Annotated in this window: 16 protein-coding genes and 1 riboswitch; of the genes, 9 read left to right on the top strand and 7 right to left on the bottom strand. The window is 69.4% G+C overall.

Features of this window, described 5'->3' with window-relative positions:
• Positions 1–25 precede the first annotated feature (25 nt).
• From V2S05_RS00080 to V2S05_RS00070, 3 genes are all read right to left on the bottom strand, one after another.
• Positions 26–805 (bottom strand): ABC transporter permease, encoded by a 780-nt coding sequence (locus V2S05_RS00080; RefSeq protein ID WP_413633209.1) that lies wholly within the window; start codon positions 803–805, stop codon positions 26–28.
• Position 806: 1 nt separating this feature from the next.
• Positions 807–1,817, bottom strand: a complete 1,011-nt coding sequence (locus V2S05_RS00075) for an ABC transporter ATP-binding protein (protein WP_413633207.1) — start codon at positions 1,815–1,817, stop codon at positions 807–809.
• Positions 1,818–1,909: 92 nt separating this feature from the next.
• Complete coding sequence (locus V2S05_RS00070) at positions 1,910–3,766, bottom strand: FAD-dependent monooxygenase (RefSeq protein ID WP_413633205.1); 1,857 nt, start codon at positions 3,764–3,766, stop codon at positions 1,910–1,912.
• Positions 3,767–3,871: 105 nt separating this feature from the next.
• Between V2S05_RS00070 and V2S05_RS00065 the strand changes: the two genes are divergently transcribed.
• Positions 3,872–4,561, top strand: a complete 690-nt coding sequence (locus V2S05_RS00065) for an IclR family transcriptional regulator (RefSeq protein ID WP_413633203.1) — start codon at positions 3,872–3,874, stop codon at positions 4,559–4,561.
• Positions 4,562–4,650: 89 nt separating this feature from the next.
• Here the strand turns inward: V2S05_RS00065 and V2S05_RS00060 are convergent, their stop codons facing one another.
• The gene (locus V2S05_RS00060; protein ID WP_271638328.1) at positions 4,651–6,054 is read right to left on the bottom strand and encodes an MFS transporter; all 1,404 of its coding nucleotides are present in this window, start codon (positions 6,052–6,054) and stop codon (positions 4,651–4,653) included.
• Positions 6,055–6,183: 129 nt separating this feature from the next.
• On the opposite strand from V2S05_RS00060, the gene V2S05_RS00055 reads away from it, so the two are divergent.
• From V2S05_RS00055 to V2S05_RS00030, 6 genes are read left to right on the top strand one after another with little or no spacing between them, the layout of a single operon-like run.
• On the top strand, positions 6,184–7,635 hold the full coding sequence (locus V2S05_RS00055; RefSeq protein ID WP_271638329.1) for a fumarylacetoacetate hydrolase family protein: 1,452 nt from the start codon (positions 6,184–6,186) through the stop codon (positions 7,633–7,635).
• Entirely contained in the window at positions 7,632–8,312 is a 681-nt protein-coding gene (locus V2S05_RS00050; protein ID WP_413633201.1) for a GntR family transcriptional regulator, read from the top strand. The genes V2S05_RS00055 and V2S05_RS00050 overlap by 4 nt, the downstream gene beginning before the upstream one ends.
• Positions 8,312–9,832, top strand: a complete 1,521-nt coding sequence (gene hpaE / locus V2S05_RS00045) for a 5-carboxymethyl-2-hydroxymuconate semialdehyde dehydrogenase (RefSeq protein WP_413633199.1) — start codon at positions 8,312–8,314, stop codon at positions 9,830–9,832. The genes V2S05_RS00050 and hpaE overlap by 1 nt, the downstream gene beginning before the upstream one ends.
• A 60-nt stretch (positions 9,833–9,892) precedes the next feature.
• Complete coding sequence (gene hpaD / locus V2S05_RS00040) at positions 9,893–11,059, top strand: 3,4-dihydroxyphenylacetate 2,3-dioxygenase (protein WP_271638332.1); 1,167 nt, start codon at positions 9,893–9,895, stop codon at positions 11,057–11,059.
• Entirely contained in the window at positions 11,056–11,844 is a 789-nt protein-coding gene (locus V2S05_RS00035; RefSeq protein WP_413633196.1) for a fumarylacetoacetate hydrolase family protein, read from the top strand. The genes hpaD and V2S05_RS00035 overlap by 4 nt, the downstream gene beginning before the upstream one ends.
• Entirely contained in the window at positions 11,829–12,632 is an 804-nt protein-coding gene (locus tag V2S05_RS00030; protein WP_413633195.1) for an HpcH/HpaI aldolase family protein, read from the top strand. Before V2S05_RS00035 ends, V2S05_RS00030 begins: the two co-directional genes overlap by 16 nt.
• A 24-nt stretch (positions 12,633–12,656) precedes the next feature.
• Here V2S05_RS00030 and V2S05_RS00025 read toward each other — a convergent pair whose 3' ends face one another.
• The gene (locus tag V2S05_RS00025; RefSeq protein WP_413633193.1) at positions 12,657–14,021 is read right to left on the bottom strand and encodes a short-chain fatty acid transporter; all 1,365 of its coding nucleotides are present in this window, start codon (positions 14,019–14,021) and stop codon (positions 12,657–12,659) included.
• Between the two features lie 98 nt (positions 14,022–14,119).
• Between V2S05_RS00025 and V2S05_RS00020 the strand changes: the two genes are divergently transcribed.
• Positions 14,120–14,845: a DUF6882 domain-containing protein gene (locus tag V2S05_RS00020; RefSeq protein WP_413633192.1), complete on the top strand. Its 726-nt coding sequence runs from the start codon at positions 14,120–14,122 to the stop codon at positions 14,843–14,845.
• Positions 14,846–14,916: 71 nt separating this feature from the next.
• On the opposite strand, the gene V2S05_RS00015 is transcribed toward V2S05_RS00020, so the two are convergent.
• Positions 14,917–15,798, bottom strand: coding sequence for a bifunctional methylenetetrahydrofolate dehydrogenase/methenyltetrahydrofolate cyclohydrolase (locus tag V2S05_RS00015; RefSeq protein WP_413633190.1), 882 nt, complete (start codon positions 15,796–15,798; stop codon positions 14,917–14,919).
• A 115-nt stretch (positions 15,799–15,913) separates the two neighbouring features.
• A complete protein-coding gene (gene glyA, locus V2S05_RS00010) occupies positions 15,914–17,188 on the bottom strand; it encodes a serine hydroxymethyltransferase (RefSeq protein ID WP_413633188.1) in 1,275 nt (424 codons plus the stop codon).
• A gap of 36 nt (positions 17,189–17,224) precedes the next feature.
• A riboswitch (ZMP/ZTP riboswitch) is annotated at positions 17,225–17,307 on the bottom strand.
• 141 nt (positions 17,308–17,448) lie between these two features.
• On the opposite strand from glyA, the gene V2S05_RS00005 reads away from it, so the two are divergent.
• A complete protein-coding gene (locus V2S05_RS00005; RefSeq protein ID WP_413633186.1) occupies positions 17,449–18,636 on the top strand; it encodes an N-acetylglucosamine-6-phosphate deacetylase in 1,188 nt (395 codons plus the stop codon).
• Position 18,637: the final 1 nt, after the last annotated feature.

Below are 18,637 nucleotides of genomic sequence, written 5' to 3'. Positions count from 1 at the left end.
AACCTACCGATCATCCGCACCCTGCTCATCGCCGCCGGCGGGAGCGCCGCACACCCGCGAAGACCAGAGCCGCGAACACGGCCAGCCAGACGAGGATGTTCAGCATCACCGCCCACAGCGGGTCGGTCTGCCCGGTGGTGAGGGTGCCGTCGGTGAGCGGCCAGCGGCTGAGCGCCACGAAGCCGTACAGCGGGGTGAGTCGGGCCACGTCGAGCATGACGCCGTCGAGCGGCATGAACACGTTGCCGAAGAAGGCGAAGAAGGTCATCGAGATCGACGCCAGCGCTGCGGACGAGTCGGTGTTGAAGAAGAGCCCTACCCCCAGCCCGTACAGTCCGAACATCAGTCCGATTCCGAGGACGATCCCCGCGACGGCGAACCAGCGCCACGTCTCGTCGGCCGCCGCATCTGTGAGGATGCCGGCGACGAACACAGCAGTCAGAGCGAGCGCGGCGAACCCCAGCGCGTTGAGCAGCTTCGTCAGGGCGTAGCCGGCCGTGCTCAGCGGGGTCATCGCGAGCTGGCGCCCCCAGCCCTGCTGCGCCTCAGCGGCCGCCAGCGAGGTCAGCGAACTCATCGCGACCGCGGTTCCGTACGCCGCCATCGAGATCATCACGTAGAACGACGCGTTGCCGTTTCCGGCCGACAGCTCGGCGTAGCCGGCGGTCGCGCCGAAGAGCAGGTACATCACGACGGGCATGGCGAGTGTGAACGCGAGCGTGTACGGGTTGCGCAGCTGGCGGATGGCCTCGATGCGCAGCATCGTGAGTGAGAGCCGCGTCGGCGCGGTCGTGGCGATGGTCATATCAGTCCTCCGTGAGAGCGGTGAAGGCGGTCTCGAGCGTGGGCGTCGTGATCTCGAGGTCGCGGCAGCCGGCCGCGAGGAGCGCTGCGGCGAGGGCATCCGAGTCGCTCGCTCGCAGCCTCAGCCGGCCGGCGTCAACGCGCACATCGGTGGCGCCGTCCCACTCGCGGAGCCGGCGCAGGATGCCGGCGGCATCATCATCATCATCGGGCAGAGATGCGGCGATACCCCTCGCGCCGAGCCCGGCGCGAAGCTGCGCCGTCGGGGCATCTGCGACGATTCGGCCACGGTGCATCACCACCGTGCGATGGGCGAACTGCTCCGCCTCCTCGAGGTAGTGCGTGGCGAAGATGATCGTGCGCCCGGCGTCGGCATCCGCTCGCATCACATCCCAGAACCGACGCCGCGCCGTCACGTCCATGCCCGCGGTGGGCTCGTCGAGCACGAGGATGCCGGGATCGGCGACCAGGGCGAGGGCGAACTTCACGCGCTGCTGCTCGCCGCCCGAGCACTTGGCGACCCGGCGGCCGACGAGCGCGGTCAGGTCTGCCTTCGTCAGCACAGACGGAACGCGTGCCATCGCCGCTGCACCGTGCAGCGACGCGATGAGGCGCACGGTCTCGCCGACCGTGAGATCGCCGAGCAGTCCGCCCGTCTGCAGAACCGCGGCGATCGCTCCCCGGCGCGCAGCCGCGGCGGGGACCATCCCGCGCACGCGCACGCTGCCCTCGCCGGGTTCGCTGAGGCCGAGCAGCATGTCGAGCGTGGTGGTCTTGCCGGCCCCGTTCGGCCCGAGCAGCGCGACCACCTCGCCGCGGCGAATGGTGAGGTCGAGGCCGTCCACGGCGCGGACGCGCTGGTCACCGGAGCCGAAGCAGCGGCGGACGCCGCGAAACTCGACGGCGATCGGCGGCGCGGTGTCGCCCACGACGGCATTCGGTCGGGCGACGGCGTTCGGTCGGGCGGCAGCGTTCGGCTGGGCGGCAGGTGGTCTCTCAGTGACTGTGGGCATGCTTCCAGCGTGGCCGCTCGGCACGACGGCATCCGGAGGGCAGTGTCACGATCTCGGCGTGACACTCGTCATGCCCCGCGCGCAGGCCAGGTTCAGGATGCCGGCAGCAGCGCTCCCTCGAAGAACGCGGCGAGCTCGTCGACCGCGTCGAGGGGGAGGATCGCGGCGACGTACTGGTCGGGGCGCACGACGATCACGACCCCGTCCCGCGAAAGCTCCCGCGCCTCGAAGATGTCCGTCTCGTTCCACTTGCTGGGCGCGGCGGCGTAGACCTTCTCCCAGTCGGTGAGGCCAAGCGGTCCGGTCTTCGGGGCGAACAGCGCCGGCACCGTCGTGACCTCGACATCCTCGTAAGACCCCTGATAGACCGCCTTCACATCGAAGACGGCGTCGACATCGGCATCCGCCGGGGTGAACCGCGCGAAGACCGGCGCAGTCTGCGCCGCCCAGGCGTTCAGTCGCTCGCCCGAGGCGTCGCCGAAGGCGTAGACCCGCCAGCGGCCGTCTGCCCGGGCGTGGTGGCCGAGGTGGATGACGTTGCCGTCGCAGATGCGCGTGACCTCTGCCGACTTGAACCGCTTGCCCAGCGGGAAGCCGGCCGCGAGCGACTGGTGCGCGTCGGTGCCGGTGATCATCGACGAGGTGTACTGGGTCATGAACCCGGAGGGGAACTCGGCGGTGCCGAGATAGAAGGTCGCCAGCTCCTGCGGGTCGGAGATCTCTTCGGGCTTGCGCGCCATCAGGCTCGACCACTCGCGGTCGAAGTCGATCAGCTGCTGCGCGACCGGCTTGCGCTCGGCACCGTAGGTGGCCAGCAGTGTCTCGGGGCTGCGCCCGGTGAGCACCGAGCCGAGCTTCCACCCGAGGTTGAAGCCGTCTTGCATCGAGACGTTCATGCCCTGGCCTGCCTTGGCGCTGTGCGTGTGGCAGGCGTCTCCGGTGAGGAAGACGCGCGGAGTGCGACCCGAGCCGTCGACGACATCGTCGAAGCCGTCGGTGACTCGGTGGCCGACCTCGTACACGCTGTGCCAGGCGATGTCCTTGACGTCGATGGAGTACGGATGCAGGATCTCGTTCGCCTTACGGATGATCTCCTCGATCGGCGTCTGACGCACGCGGTGGTCGTCGTCGGCGGCGACCGCGCCGAGGTCGATGTACATGCGGCTGAGGTAGCCGCCCTCGCGCGGGATGTGCAGGATGTTGCCCGCCTCGGCGTTGATCGCGCACTTGGTGCGCCAGTCGGGGAAGTCGGTGTTCACCAGCACGTCCATCACGCCCCATGCGTGCGCGGAGGCGTTGCCGACGTGCGTGCGCCCGATCGCCTTGCGCACGCCGCTGCGCGCGCCGTCGCAGCCGACGACGTACTTGGCGCGGATGGTGCGCTCGACGCCCTTGTCGTCGATCTGCACCTCGACCGGATGCTCCCCCTCGTCGTGCACGGTGAGGCCGAGGAAGGCGACGCCATAGTCGGGCACGATGCGACCGGGGCCGTCGGCGGCCGCCTCGGCGAAGTAGTCGAGCACCCGGGCCTGGTTGACGATGAGGTGCGGGAACTCGCAGATGTCATAGGCGTAGTCGGCGGTGCGCGCCGTGCGGATGATGTTCTGCGGGTTCTCGGGGTCGGGGCCCCAGAAGTTCATCCAGCCGATGTTGTAGGCCTCTGCGACGATGCGCTCGGCGAAGCCGAACGCCTGGAAGGTCTCGACGCTGCGCGGCTGGATGCCGTCGGCCTGGCCGAGCACGAGACGACCGTCGCGCTTCTCGATGATGCGCGTGTTCACGTTCGGATACTGCGACATCTGGGCGGCGAGCAGCATGCCCGCAGGTCCCGAGCCGACGATGAGCACGTCCACCTCATCGGGCAGCGCGTCTGGCCGGTCGATGCCCAGGCCCTCCGCGGGAAGGACCCGCGGGTCGTGGGACACATAGCCATGGTGGTGGAACTGCATCGTCGTCGATTCCTTCCGGCGTGTTCTATATTGGAACACAACGTTCTACTATTGAACAGATCGTATACGAAGGCGCACGACGCCACAACAGAACTGGAGCCGACGATGACCCCAGCGCCCGCTTCGCAGACGCTCAGCCGCGGCATCCGCATCCTCGAAGTCCTCGCCGACGGCCCGCTGTCGATAGACGAGGTCGCCACCCGACTCGACGTGCACCGCTCGATCGCCTACCGCCTGCTGCGCACGCTCGAGGATCACCGCCTCGTCATCCGCGATGCGTCCGGACGCATGGCCCTGGGCCCGCGCATGGCCGCCCTCGCCGCCGGGGTCGCGCACGATCTGCATGCCGAGGCACTGCCCGAGCTGACCGCGGTGGCGAACGAGCTCGGCCACACCGCCTTCCTCGCCGTTCTCGACGGCGACGAGGTCATCACCCTGACCAGCGTCGAGCCGCGCCACGCGGTGGCCAATGTCGCCCAGCGGCCCGGCACCAGGCATCCGGTCACGGTGGGAGCACCGGGCAAGGCGATCCTCGCTCAGCTGCGCGATGCCGAGTGGCCAGCGGTCGATGCGGCGCTGCGCGCCGAGGTCGAGGCCGTGCGCGAGCGCGGCTACGCGCTCAGCCACGACGAGGTGATCCCGAACCTCAAGTCGATCGCCGTGCCGCTGCCGCTGCGTGGCGCACGCCCCGCCGCCCTCGCCGTGGTGCACGTGGCATCCCGCTTCGCAGATACCGAGATCGCCGCACGGCTGACGCGCTCCGCAGACGTCATCCGGGCCGCCCTCGACGGCTGATCGCACAGGCCGCCAAGACTGACGCAGGTCGGAGGGATGATCCGGTACGAACCATCCCTCCGACCTGTAAGAGCTTCAGACGCGGAGGCTCAGGCGCGGGCGAGCCCGTGGATCGGGCTCACCGCCTGCTCGGCCTCGTGGTCGGGCCCGAGCGGGATGCCGCTGCGGTCGCGCAGCAGCAGCGTCGCGATGAGTCCGATCACGGTCATGCCCGCGAGGTACCACGTGACCGACATGGTCGTGCCGGTCGCCTGCACCAGCGCGGTCGCGATGGTCGGGGCGAACGCACCGCCGGCGATCGCGCCGATCGCGTACGAGATCGACACCCCCGAGAAGCGGATGCTGGCCGGGAACAGCTCGGTGTACAGCGCCGCCTGCGGGCCGTAGGTGAAGCCGAGCCCGAGGGTGAGGATCGCGAGGCCCGTGAACATCAGGCCGATGTCGCCGGTGTTGACCAGTGGGAACAGCGCGAACACGCCACCCAGCTGCAGCACCCACCCGATGACGTAGGTGGTGCGACGGCCCAGCTTGTCGCTGACGAATCCGGCCAGGAGCGTCGAGAGCAGCCAAGTGACCGCCGAGCCGGTGACGGCCCACAGCACCGGTCCGCGCTCGAGGGCGAGCGGGCCGTCGGGGTTCGTGGCGTAGTTCTGGATGTAGCCGCCGGTGGTCATGTATCCGACCGCGTTGTTGCCGGCGAAGACGAGCGCGGCGACGATCACGAGCAGCAGGTGCTTGCGGAACAGCTGCACGATCGGCATCCGCGCCTCTTCCTTGCGCTCCGCGAGCTCGGCGAACACGGGGCTCTCCTCGACGTTGCGTCGCACGTAGTAGCCGATCAGGATCAGCACGATGCTGAGCAGGAACGGAACTCGCCAGCCCCATGCGAGGAACTGCTCACCGGGGGCGATCGCGGTCATGATCGCCATCACGCCCGAGGCCAGCAGCAGGCCGAGCGGCACGCCGATCTGCGGCGAGGCGCCGAAGATGCCGCGCTTGGTCTTGGGTGCGTGCTCGACAGCCATCAGCACCGCACCGCCCCACTCACCTCCCGCCGACAGGCCCTGCAGGATGCGCAGCAGCACCAGCAGCAGCGGCGCGGCCACGCCGATCGCCTCGTAGGTCGGCAGCATGCCGATCAGCGCCGTCGCCGCACCCATCAGGATGAGCGTCCACATCAGCACCACCTTGCGGCCGACCTTGTCGCCGAAGTGCCCGGCCAGGAAGGCCCCGAGCGGACGGAACAGGAAGCTGATCCCCACGGTCGCGAAGCCGATCAGGATGCTGTTGGCACCCAGCGGGGCGAAGAAGAGCTGCCCGAAGACGAGCCCGACCGCGGTCGCATAGATGAAGAAGTCGTACCACTCGACGGTGGTGCCGACCACCGTGGCGAAGACGACGCGGCGACGATCGGCCGCATTGGCGATCGTGCCGGTGGGGGTGAATCCCTCGGGTGGACGAGATGCCCGAGAACGGCGTGACTGCTCGCTCATGATGCTCCTTTGACGACTCTGTCGGGGTGGTGATCGGATGCTTGCCACCCGCCTGAGGATCATATACGATTTCGAATACGACGCACAAGACCACCGAGTCATCCCGTGCACGATGCAAGGAGGCGCCCCATGGCCGAGCTCGCACGCCCCGGCAAGATCATCGCGATCCACCTCAACTACGTCTCGCGCTCCGACCAGCGCGGCCGCCGTCCCGCCGCCCCCTCCTACTTCTTCAAGCCCGCCAGCTCGCTCGCCGGCACCGACGGCGTCGTCGAGCGCCCCGCCGGCACGGAGCTGCTCGCCTTCGAGGGCGAGATCGCGCTCATCATCGGCACCGCGGCCCGCCGCGTCTCGGTCGACGAGGCGTGGTCGCACGTGGCATCCGTCACCGCGTCGAACGACCTGGGCCTGTACGACCTGCGTGCCAACGACAAGGGGTCCAACGTTCGCTCCAAGGGTGGCGACGGTTACACGCCGGTCGGCCCCGAGCTCATCGACGCCGCGGCCGTCGACCCCGCAGCTCTTCGCGTACGCACCTGGGTGAACGGCGAGCTCGCGCAGGACGACACCACCGCCGGCCTGCTCTTCCCGCTCCCCCAGCTCGTCGCCGACCTCTCGCAGCACTTCACGCTCGAGCCGGGCGACATCATCCTCACCGGTACGCCCGCGGGTTCCAGCGTGATCGTGCCCGGTGACGTGGTCGAGATCGAGGTGGATGCCCCGGATGCCCCCGGCGCCCCCTCATCGGGCCGCCTGCGCACCACGGTCACTCAGGGCGACGTCGAGTTCGACCCGGCGCTCGGCTCGATGCCGGCCGTCGACGACCTGCAGCGGGCAGAGGCCTGGGGCTCGCGAGAGCTCGCCGGTCTGCCCACCATCGAGCAGACGCCCTCTGGGCTGTCCGCCGAGCTGCGGGCGAAGCTCGAAGCCGCGCCCACCGCGGGGCTGTCGAGTCAGCTGCGCAAGCGCGGCCTGCACTCCTGCTTCATCGACGGCCTCTCCGCCAACCTGCCAGGCGCCAAGATCGTCGGCACCGCCAAGACCCTGCGCTTCGTGCCGGCCCGCGAAGACCTCTTCAAGAGCCATGGCGGTGGGTACAACGCCCAGAAGCGCGCCTTCGACGCGGTCGGCGAGGGCGAGATCATCGTGATCGAGGCCCGCGGCGACGAGACCACCGGCACCCTCGGCGACATCCTCGCGCTGCGTGCCCGCACCCGCGGTGCCGCCGGCGTGGTCACCGATGGCGGCGTGCGCGACTTCGACGCGGTCGCCGAGATCGGGCTGCCGGTGTTCTCGAAGGGCGCGCACCCGTCGGTGCTCGGCCGCAAGCACGTGCCCTGGGAGTTCGACGTCACGATCGGCTGCGGCGGGGCGACCGTGCAGCCCGGCGACGTCATCGTCGGCGACGGCGACGGCGTGATCGTCATCCCCGCGCACCTCGCGGAAGAGGTCGCCGATGCGGCTCTCGCGCAGGAGGACGAGGATGCCTGGATCGCCGAGCAGGTCGCCGCGGGCAACCCGGTCGACGGGCTGTTCCCGATGAACGCCGACTGGCGCGCGAAGTACGAGGCAAGCCGATGACCACGCTCGTGCGCGAGGGCAGCAAGTCCGAGCAGGCCTACACCTGGCTTCGCTCGCGAATCGCCTCGCATGCCTACGGCCCCGGCTACCGCCTCGTGCTCGGTGCCATCGCCCGCGAGCTGCAGATGAGCGTCGTGCCGGTGCGCGAGGCGATCCGCCGCCTAGAGGCCGAGGGCTTCGTCACCTTCGAGCGCAATGTGGGCGCGCACGTGTCGCTGATCGACGAGGACGAGTACGCGCACACCATGCAGACCCTCGGCCTGGTCGAGGGCTCGGCGACCGCGTTGTCCGCTCCCCTGCTCGACGAGGAGGCGCTCGTCCGAGCCGAGCAGATCAACGAGCAGATGCGCGAGCTGCTCGATCACTTCGACGCCCACCGCTTCACGCAGCTGAACCAGCGATTCCACTCGGTGCTGTTCGAGCCCTGCCCGAACCCGCACATCCTCGACCTCGTGCACCGCGGGTGGGGTCGGCTCTCGGGCATCCGGGACTCCACCTTCGCCTACGTGCCGGGCAGGGCCCGGCACTCCGTCGAAGAGCACGAGCAGATCCTCCAGCTGATCCGCGACGGCGCCGAGCCGCTCGAGATCGAGCTGTCCGCACGAAACCACCGCTGGCGCACCCGGGACGCATTCCTGGCTGCCCGGCACTCCCACATCAGCGAAGAAGGACGATGATGACCGACGTCTACACCCCCGCCGACCTCCCCTCGAAGATCCAGCACTACATCGACGGCGAGTTCACGGACTCGATCGACGGCGACACCTTCGCGGTGCTCAACCCCGTCACCAACGAGACCTACGTGCACGCCGCCGCCGGCAAGAAGGCCGACATCGACCGTGCCGTCGCGGCCGCCCGGCGCGCCTTCACCGAGGGCCCCTGGCCGCGCATGCTGCCGCGCGAGCGCTCGCGCGTGCTGCACCGCATCGCCGACATCGTCGAGTCGCGCGACGCGCGCCTCGCCGAACTCGAGTCCTTCGACTCGGGTCTGCCCATCACCCAGGCGCTGGGCCAGGCGCGTCGCGCCGCCGAGAACTTCCGGTTCTTCGCCGACCTGATCGTCGCGCAGGCCGACGACGCGTTCAAGGTGCCCGGCAAGCAGATGAACTACGTCAACCGCAAGCCGATCGGCGTCGCGGGCCTGATCACGCCGTGGAACACCCCGTTCATGCTCGAGTCGTGGAAGCTCGGCCCCGCGCTGGCCACCGGCAACACCGTCGTGCTCAAGCCCGCCGAGTTCACCCCACTCTCCGCGTCCCTCTGGGCGGGCATCTTCGAAGAGGCGGGACTGCCGCCGGGCGTCTTCAACCTCGTCAACGGCCTGGGTGAAGACGCTGGAGATGCCCTGGTCAAGCATCCCGACGTGCCGCTGATCTCGTTCACCGGCGAGAGCCGCACCGGCCAGATCATCTTCGGCAACGCAGCCCCCTTCCTGAAGGGGCTGTCGATGGAGCTGGGCGGCAAGAGCCCGGCCGTCGTCTTCGACGACGCCGATCTCGACACCGCGGTGGATGCCTGTGTGTTCGGCGTCTTCTCGCTCAACGGCGAGCGCTGCACGGCCGGCAGCCGCATCCTCGTGCAGCGTGGCATCTACGACGAGTTCGTCGAGCGCTTCGCCGCGATCGCAAAGCGAGTCAAGGTCGGCCACCCCCACGACCCCGCCACCGAGGTCGGCGCTCTGGTGCACCCGGAGCACTACGACAAGGTCATGAGCTATGTCGAGATCGGCAAGACCGAGGGACGTCTGATCGCCGGCGGCGGCCGCCCCGACGGCTTCCCCACGGGCAACTACGTCGCCCCGACCGCCTTCGCCGACGTCGCGCCCGATGCCCGCATCTTCCAGGAGGAGATCTTCGGCCCCGTCGTCGCCATCACACCGTTCGACACCGAGGACGAGGCGCTGGCCCTCGCGAACAACACGCGCTACGGCCTCGCCGCGTACATCTGGACCAACGACCTCAAGCGCGCCCACAATTTCGCGGGCGCCGTGGAGGCCGGCATGGTGTGGCTGAACTCGAACAACGTGCGAGACCTCCGCACCCCGTTCGGTGGCGTCAAGGCATCCGGGCTCGGACACGAGGGCGGGTACCGCTCGATCGACTTCTACACCGATCAGCAGAGCGTGCACATCACCCTCGGCGCGCCGCACAACCCCGCCTTCGGCAAGCAGGACCTCGACGACCCCGACCCGCGCTGACCCGTCGACAGGCTCAGGCACTCGACCGGGGACCACCTCAAGACAAGCAAGGACGCTGACATGACCGATCACGAAGGCAAGACCCTCACCTCCTCCGGCTTCTACGTGAGCCAGGAGGCGCCGATCCGCACCGACGACCCCATCGCGACGCCCGTCGCGAGCCCACCCGACATCCTGCGCTGCGCGTACATGGAGCTCGTCGTCACCGACCTCGCCGCGTCGCGGGAGTTCTACGTCGACATCCTCGGGCTGTACGTCACCGAGGAGGACGAGCACACCATCTACCTGCGCTCGACCGAGGAGTTCATCCACCACAACCTCGTGCTGCGCAAGGGCGAGGTCGCGGCCGTCGCCGCGTTCTCGTACCGGGTGCGCACCCCCGACGACCTCGACCGCGCGGTGGAGTTCTATACCGAGCTCGGCTGCGACGTGCGACGCGAGGCCGGCGGTTTCGTGAAGGGCATCGGCGACTCGGTGCGCGTCGTCGACCCGCTCGGATTCCCGTACGAGTTCTTCCACCAGAGCGAGCACGTCGAGCGGATGTCGTGGCGCTACGACCTGCACATCCCCGGCGAGCTGGTGCGGCTGGACCACTTCAACCAGGTCACCCCCGACGTGCCGCGCGCGGTGCGCTACATGCAGGACCTGGGCTTCCGCGTCACCGAGGACATCCAGGACGCCGAGGGCACCGTGTATGCGGCGTGGATGCGCCGCAAGCCCACCGTGCACGACACCGCGATGACCGGCGGCGACGGACCGCGCATGCACCACGTGTGCTTCGCGACGCACGAGAAGCACAACATCCTCGCCATCTGCGACAAGCTCGGCGCGCTGCGCCGCTCGGACGCCATCGAGCGCGGCCCGGGCCGGCACGGCGTCAGCAACGCGTTCTACCTGTACCTGCGCGACCCCGACGGCCACCGCGTCGAGGTCTACACGCAGGACTACTACACCGGCGATCCCGACAACCCGGTCGTCACCTGGGACGTGCACGACAACCAGCGCCGCGACTGGTGGGGCAACCCCGTCGTGCCCAGCTGGTACACCGACGCGTCGCTCGTGCTCGACCTCGACGGCAACCCGCAGCCCGTGCGGGCGCGCACCGACTCCAGCGAGATGGCCGTCACCATCGGAGCGGACGGCTTCTCGTACACCCGCCCCGACGAGGGCGAGAAGTCGATGCCCGAGTGGAAGCAGGGCGAGTACAAGCTCGGACACCAGCTGTGACCCTTCCCGCCGAGACCATTGCGGCGCTGGCCGCCGAGCTCGCCGAGGCCGAGCGGACGCATGGCGTGATGCCGCGCATCACCGCCCGGTATCCGGATGCCACGGTCGAGGACTCGTACGCCATCCAGGGCGTCTGGCGTGACTCGCAGGTCGCTGCCGGGCGCCGCCTGGTCGGCCGCAAGATCGGACTGACCTCGCGCGCCATGCAGCAGGCGACGGGGATCACCGAGCCCGATTACGGCGTGATGTTCGACGACACCGTGTATCCCTCGGGAGCGGAGATCCGGTTCGACGACTTCTCGAACGTGCGCATCGAGGTCGAGCTGGCCTTCGTGCTGAAGACGCCGCTCGAGGGTCCCGACTGCACCCTCGACGATGCCCTCGCGGCGATCGACTACGCCGTGCCGGCACTCGAGGTGCTCAACTCGCACATCGAGCTGGAGGGGCGCACCATCGTCGACACGATCAGCGACAACGCCGCCTACGGCGCGATGGTGCTCGGCGACGTGCACATGCGACCGGACGAGATCGACCTGCGCTGGGTACCCGGCGTGCTGTCGAAGAACGGTCAGATCGAGGAGACCGGCGTGGCTGCCGGAGTGCTCGGGCATCCGGCCACCGGCGTCGCATGGCTGGCGAACAAGTTCCACCAGCACGGCGCGCGACTCGAGGCGGGCGAGATCATCCTGGCAGGATCGTTCACACGGCCCATGTGGGTCGAGCGCGGCGACGAGGTGCTGTGCGACTACCGCGAGATGGGAACGATCGCATGCCGCTTCGTCTAGAGCCCACCTTCCGAGACGCGCTGGCGGCCGCAGATCGACCCCTGATCGGCATGTGGCTGAGCACCGGCACGGCCCTGAACGCCGAGATCTGCGCCGGCTCGGGCATCGACTGGCTGCTCATCGACATGGAGCACGGCCCGAACACCGTCGTCTCGGTTCAGCAGCAGCTGCAGGTGATCGCCGCGTATCGGGTGCCCACCATCGTGCGCGTGCCGGTGAACGATGCGGTGATCATCAAGCAGGTGCTCGACACCGGCGCGCAGAACCTGCTCGTGCCGATGGTCGGCTCGGCCGCAGAGGCGCAGGCGGCGGTCGCCGCCGTGCGCTATCCGCCGCAGGGCGTGCGCGGGGTCGGCTCCGGTCTCGCGCGCAGCGGTCGATGGGGACGGGTGGCGGGCTACGTGCCGAACGCGTCGGAGACGATCTCGCTGTTCGTGCAGATCGAATCGGCGGATGCCGTGGACGCGGCGGCCGAGATCGCCGCGGTCGACGGCGTCGACGGCGTGCTCGTCGGCCCCGCCGACCTCGCGGCCTCGATGGGCCTCCCCGGTCAGCAGGCGCACCCCGACGTGCTCGCCGCCGTGCAGCGCGTCTTCGAGGCGGTGAGCGCTGCCGGCAAGAAGGTGGGCGTGAACGCGTTCGACCCCGCCGGCGCCGACGCGTACGTCGCCGCGGGAGCGCACTTCCTCTCCGCGAGCGCCGACGTGACGATCCTCGCCCGCGGCGCCGAGGCCCTCGCGGCGCGCTTCATCCCGGCATCCGGCAACGGCGAGACCGACCAGTACTGAACTCGGATTGCTCCTCTCAAGCTGTCAGAGGCTGACGAGCAGCAGCGCCGCCGCCATCACCACGCCCGAGCCGAGCAGCGTCACGAACGTGTAGCCGAGGATGTCGCGCATCTTCAGCCCCGCGATCGCGAGCACCGGCAGCGCCCAGAACGGCTGGATCATGTTCGTCCACTGGTCGCCGTAGGCAACGGCCATGATCGCGATCGAGGGGTCGACGCCCAGCTGGTTGGCGGCGTCGAGCATGATGGGCCCCTGTACGGCGAACTGCCCGCCGCCCGAGGGCACGAAGAAGTTCACGATGCCCGCCGAGAGGAGCGCGAGCACGCCGAACGTGGTCGGCGTGGCGATCGAGACGAAGGCATCCGAGAACAGCTGGATCAGGCCAGAGCTCGCCATGATGCCGAGGATCCCGGCGTACAGCGGGAACTGCACGAGGATCTCGCCCACGTTCGAGGCGGCCCGCTTCGTGAGATGGATCAGCTCGAACGGATTGCGCACCAGCAGCAGGATCAGCGCGAGGAACGACCAGTTCACGATGTCGAGAGTGAGGGTGCCGCCCTGCGAGAAGTGCACGATCAGGTAGGCGACGAGGGCGAGGCCGAGCACGAGAGTCAGAACGCGGGAGGCGTCGATGCGGTCAGCAGGGGTCACCACCTCGTCATCCATCTCATCCTCAGCCTCCGATCCGACGTGCGCCGGCAGCTCGTATACGGGTTCATCCTTACGCGGACGGATCAGGAGGAAGAGCAGCGCGCACACGATGATCACACCGAGAGCGGCCAGCATGTTCCAGCCCGCGAAGGTCGTCTGCGTGACCGGGATCACCTCTCCGCCGAGACTCGACTCGAGGAAGGAACCAGGGGTCGCGGCGGTCAGCGGTCCCGAACCGGAGTACCCCATGTGCCAGACGACGAAGCCCGAGTAGCCGGCCGCGACCAGCAGCGGGAAGTGCACCTTCATACCGCGCTCGCGTGCCTGCACGGCGATCTCGCGCGCGAGCAGCGTGCCGACGATCAGCCCGAGACCCCAGGTGATCAGGCTGGCCACCGCCGCGACGACGAAGACGAAGACGTACGCCATCGCGGCGCTGTTGGGCACGCGGGCGAGCGCGCGCAGCAGCTTCTGCACGGGGCGAGTGTTGGCGAGCATGTATCCCAGCAGAAGGATCAGGCACATCTGGGTCATGAACGACAGCAGTCCCGCCAGGCCGTCACCCCAGCCCTTCACCACGTCGACCGGGCTGGCCTGCGTCAACGTCATGGCGAGCACCGCGACGATCAGAGTGAGCACGATCGCGAAGGTCAGCGCCGATGGCACCCACCTCTCGAGGAACCGGTTCACAGGGCGCATCATGCTGCGCTTCTCGGGTCTTGCCTGCGTCGTGGGCATGGCGGAAACTCCTTCGTCTCGAAATGCTCTTCTCCGACCATAGCCACCTCGCAGGCGACGCTTCGGCGAGTCATAGCATCCGCCGCCAGACTGGCGTCATGAGCTTCGAGACGCTTCGGGCGCTGGCCGACCGCGCCGCCCTCTTCACCACCCTCCGCCAGGATCAGCTCGCGTCGGCGACCGACTCGCTGGGCGAGCACCGCTGGGACGCCGACCTCGCCGCCGGCACGTTCACCTTCATCTCGCACGACGACGATGCCCGCACTTTCGAGGCGGTTCCGCATCTGCTCATCTCGATCGCGCCGGGCCCGCGTTCGATGATGTGGTCGTGGGCGCTGCCGCAGGGCGACCGAAGCGGCATCACAGACGCGCTGCGCGCGTACGGCGAGCAGCACGGCATCACAGAGCTGACGCGGGGCGAGGTGCCCTTCCCCGACGACATCGGCGATGACGTCGACTCGTGGATCGCCGACGTCGCACACGTCATCGGCGCAGCCGCGGTCGAGATCACCGGTCGCTCGCCCTACTACTCGGCGCCCTTCGGCGGCGGATCCCGGGCCGTGCTGCTGCTCGATGCGCCGCTGCCGTCGCTCACCGTGGCCGCCGCGGTCGCCGCCCTGCCCCGCGTGATGAGCGGGCTCGAGCTGAACGACCCGCGCGCATCCGTCTGGGATCTCGCGCGCCTCGCCGGATGGCGGCTGGAGTGGTCGGACGACGCGTTCTCGGCGGCCGAGGTGACCGACGCCACCGGATCTGCGACCTTCGACTTCGACGAGTACGCGCGGATCAGCGGCATCCGCGGTCGTCTCGCCGCGACGGCATGACCCCGGCTCGCGCCCGCTCCTGATCACGTCATCAGGGGGCGGCGCGGATGCTTCGAGTCGGCGTCGACGGATCAGCCCGCGGCGCGCTCCGCGGCCTCGACGACGTTCGTCATCAGCAGCGCGACCGTCATCGGGCCGACGCCGCCGGGGTTCGGCGAGATGAAGCCGGCGACCTCGGCGACATCGGGGTGCACGTCACCGTAGACCTTCGATCTGCCGGTCTCGGGGTCGTCTTCGCGCGTGACGCCCACGTCGAGCACGGCGGCTCCGGGCTTGACGTCCTCCGCGGTGATGAGGTGCTTGACCCCGGCGCCGGCGACGATCACGTCGGCCTGACGCAGGTACGGCGACATGTCCGGGGTGCCGGTGTGCACCTGGGTCACCGTGGCGTTGACGTCGCGACGCGTGAGCAGCAGACCCATCGGACGCCCGATGGTCACACCGCGACCGACGACCACGACGTGCTTGCCGCCCAGGTCGTAGCCGTTGCGCTGCAGCAGCTCGATCACGCCCCGCGGGGTGCACGGCAGCGGAGTGTGGATCGTTCCGTTGACGTTCAGCACCAAGCGCCCGAGGTTCGTCGGGTGCAATCCGTCGGCATCCTTCGCCGGGTCGATCCGCTCGAGGATCGCGTCGGTGTCGAGGTGCTTCGGAAGGGGCAGCTGAACGATGTAGCCGTGGCAGGCGTCGTCGGCGTTGAGCTCGTCGATCAGGGCCTCGACCTCGGCTTGCGTGGCATCGGCGGGCAGCTCGCGCTGGATCGAGTTCATGCCGATCGCCTCGGACTGCCGGTGCTTCATGCCGACGTACAGCTGCGACGCCGGGTCGGCGCCGACCAGCACCGTCGCGATGCCGGGCACGACGCCCCGCTCGCGCAGCGCTGCGACGCGCTCTGCCAGCTCACTCTTGATGGCGGCGGCGGCTGCCTTCCCGTCGAGGATCTTCGCGGTCATGTCTGCCCCTTCTCTCCGCGTTCATCCCCGCGAGACTTCTGCTCCGGCACGAGACAGGGCGCCGTGCGTCCTGTCTCGTGCCGGAAAGGAAGTCTCGCGGGTGGGTTCCGGATGCTTACTGCTGCAGGTTCGGGTACAGCGGGAAGGCGCCGGCGAGCGCGTCGATACGGGCGCGCAGCGCCTCGACGTCGGCACCGGGCTGCAGCGCGAGCGCGATCACGTCGGCCACCTCGGTGAACTCGGCGTCGCCGAAGCCCCGGGTTGCGAGCGCGGGGGTGCCGATCCGCAGGCCCGAGGTGACCATCGGCGGGCGCGGGTCGTCGGGCACCGCGTTGCGGTTCACGGTGATGTGGATCTCGTGCAGCAGATCCTCGGCCTGCTTGCCGTCGATCTCGGCGTCACGCAGATCGACGAGCACGAGGTGCACGTCGGTGCCGCCCGAGCGCACGGCGATGCCGGCATCCTTCACGTCCTGCTGCGACAGGCGCTCGGCGATGATCGCCGCGCCGCGCAGCACGCGCTCCTGGCGCTCCTTGAACTCCGGCGTGCCGGCGATCTTGAACGCCGTCGCCTTGGCTGCGATCACGTGCATGAGCGGACCGCCCTGCTGACCGGGGAAGACGGCCGAGTTGATCTTCTTCGCGATGTCGGCGTCGTTGGTGAGGATGAAGCCCGAGCGGGGTCCGCCGATCGTCTTGTGCACCGTCGACGACACGACGTGCGCGTGGGGCACGGGGTTCGGGTGCAGGCCCGCGGCGACCAGACCGGCGAAGTGCGCCATGTCGACCCAGAGCAGCGCTCCGACCTCGTCGGCGATCGCCCGGAAGGCGGCGAAGTCGAGGGTGCGCGGGTAGGCCGACCAGCCCGCGATGATCACCTTCGGCTTGTGCTCGAGGGCGAGACGGCGCACCTCGTCCATGTCGATGGTCGAGGTCTCGGGGTTCACGCCGTAGGCGACGATGTCGTACAGGCGGCCCGAGAAGTTGATCTTCATGCCGTGCGTCAGGTGGCCGCCCTGGTCGAGCGAGAGACCGAGCAGCGTGTCGCCGGGGCGGGCGATGGCATGCAGCACGGCGGCGTTGGCGGTGGCGCCGGAGTGCGGCTGGACGTTGGCGAACTCCGCGCCGAACAGCTCCTTGGCGCGGGCGATCGCCAGCTCTTCAGCGACGTCGACCTCTTCGCAGCCGCCGTAGTAGCGACGGCCCGGGTAACCCTCGGCGTACTTGTTGGTGAGCACCGAGCCCTGCGACTGCAGCACCGACACCGGCACGAAGTTCTCGGACGCGATCATCTCGAGGAAGGTCTGCTGACGCTTCAGCTCGCGATCGAGCACCTCGGCGATCTCGGGGTCGACCTCGGCGAGCGGGGCGTTGAAGTAGCGATCGGTCATGACGGTCTCCTGTTCACACGGGAAATAGGGGTGTTCCTCATCGGCCCAGGCGCGCGGTCGATTCCTATGAGGCCGCTCCCCGGTGGTGACCCACCCAGACGCCAGTCGCGACGCAAGAAGCTTAGCGGATCGATCTCATCCGTCCCCAGCGCGTCGGCGTCCAGCACGTCACATTCGCCCCCGGGATACATTCGATCCATGGTCTCTTCCGGGCCCCGCGACGCGGGTGCCCGCGCACCCGACAGATTCTGGAGCAGCCGATGACCCTGGAGCAGGCGATCACCACCGACTTCCGCGGCACCCGCGTCATCCATTCGGCTCGGGTCGTCGACGGCGACGGCAGCATCACCGAGAACGGGTGGGTGCGCTTCGAGGGGGGCCGGGTCGCCGCACGCGGCACGGGCGGCGACTGGACCGCCGCCGACGAGGTGATCGACGCGACCGCCGTCGCCGGACCGGATGCCCTGCTCACCCCCGGCTTCATCGACATCCACGGACATGGCGGGGCGGGCGTCGCTTACGACGACGGCATCGAGGCGATCCGCCGCGGACGGGCCATGCATCGCAGCCACGGCACGACCCGCGCCGTGATCTCACTGGTCACCGCGACGGTCGACGAGCTCGCCGAGCAGGTCGCCTCGATCGCTGACCTCACCGAGACCGACGCCGACATCCTCGGCAGCCATCTGGAAGGGCCCTTCCTCGACCCCGGGCACCAAGGCGCTCATGAGCCGTCGCTGCTTCGGCATCCGCAGTCGTCGGATGTGACCCGACTGCTCGAGGCGGGGCGCGGCACAGTCAGGCAGGTGACGCTCGCCCCCGAGCTGCCCGGCGGGCTCGAGGCCGTGCGCCTGGTCGTCGCCGCAGGAGCGGCGGCGGCCGTCGGTCACACCGACGCCGACGCCGACATCGCGCAGCAGGCGTTCGACGCCGGGGCGACCATCCTCACTCACGCGTTCAATGCGATGAACGGCATCCACCATCGCGCGCCCGGACCGGTGCTGACCGCCGCGGCCGATCACCGCGTCGTGCTCGAGGGCATCGCCGATGGCTTCCACCTCTCGCCGCGCATCATCAAGCTGCTCTTCGACGTCGCCCCGGGCCGTGTCGCTCTGATCACCGACGCGATGGCCGCCGCCGGCAGCGCCGACGGCCACTACGACCTCGGCGCGGTGAAGGTCACGGTGAAGGATGGTATGGCGCGCACCGACGGCACCGGATCCATCGCGGGCTCCACGCTCACGCAGGACGTCGCGCTGCGACGAGCCGTGGCCGCGGGGGTGCCCCTGGGGGACGCCGTGCAGGCGCTCACCGCCACGCCCGCGCGGGCGGTCGGCTGCGGCGCGTCACTGGGCGCGCTGCAGCCGGGCATGGTCGCCGATGCGGTGCTGCTCAGCGCCGGATATGACGTGGCTCGCGTCTGGGTCGGAGACGCCCCACGCCGTTGAG

Source organism: Microbacterium sp. OR16 (genome assembly GCF_047306725.1).
Classification (GTDB): Bacteria; Actinomycetota; Actinomycetes; order Actinomycetales; family Microbacteriaceae; genus Microbacterium.
The sequence above is the reverse complement of the archived record's forward strand: the minus strand, read 5'-3'. Positions and strand labels throughout refer to the sequence as shown.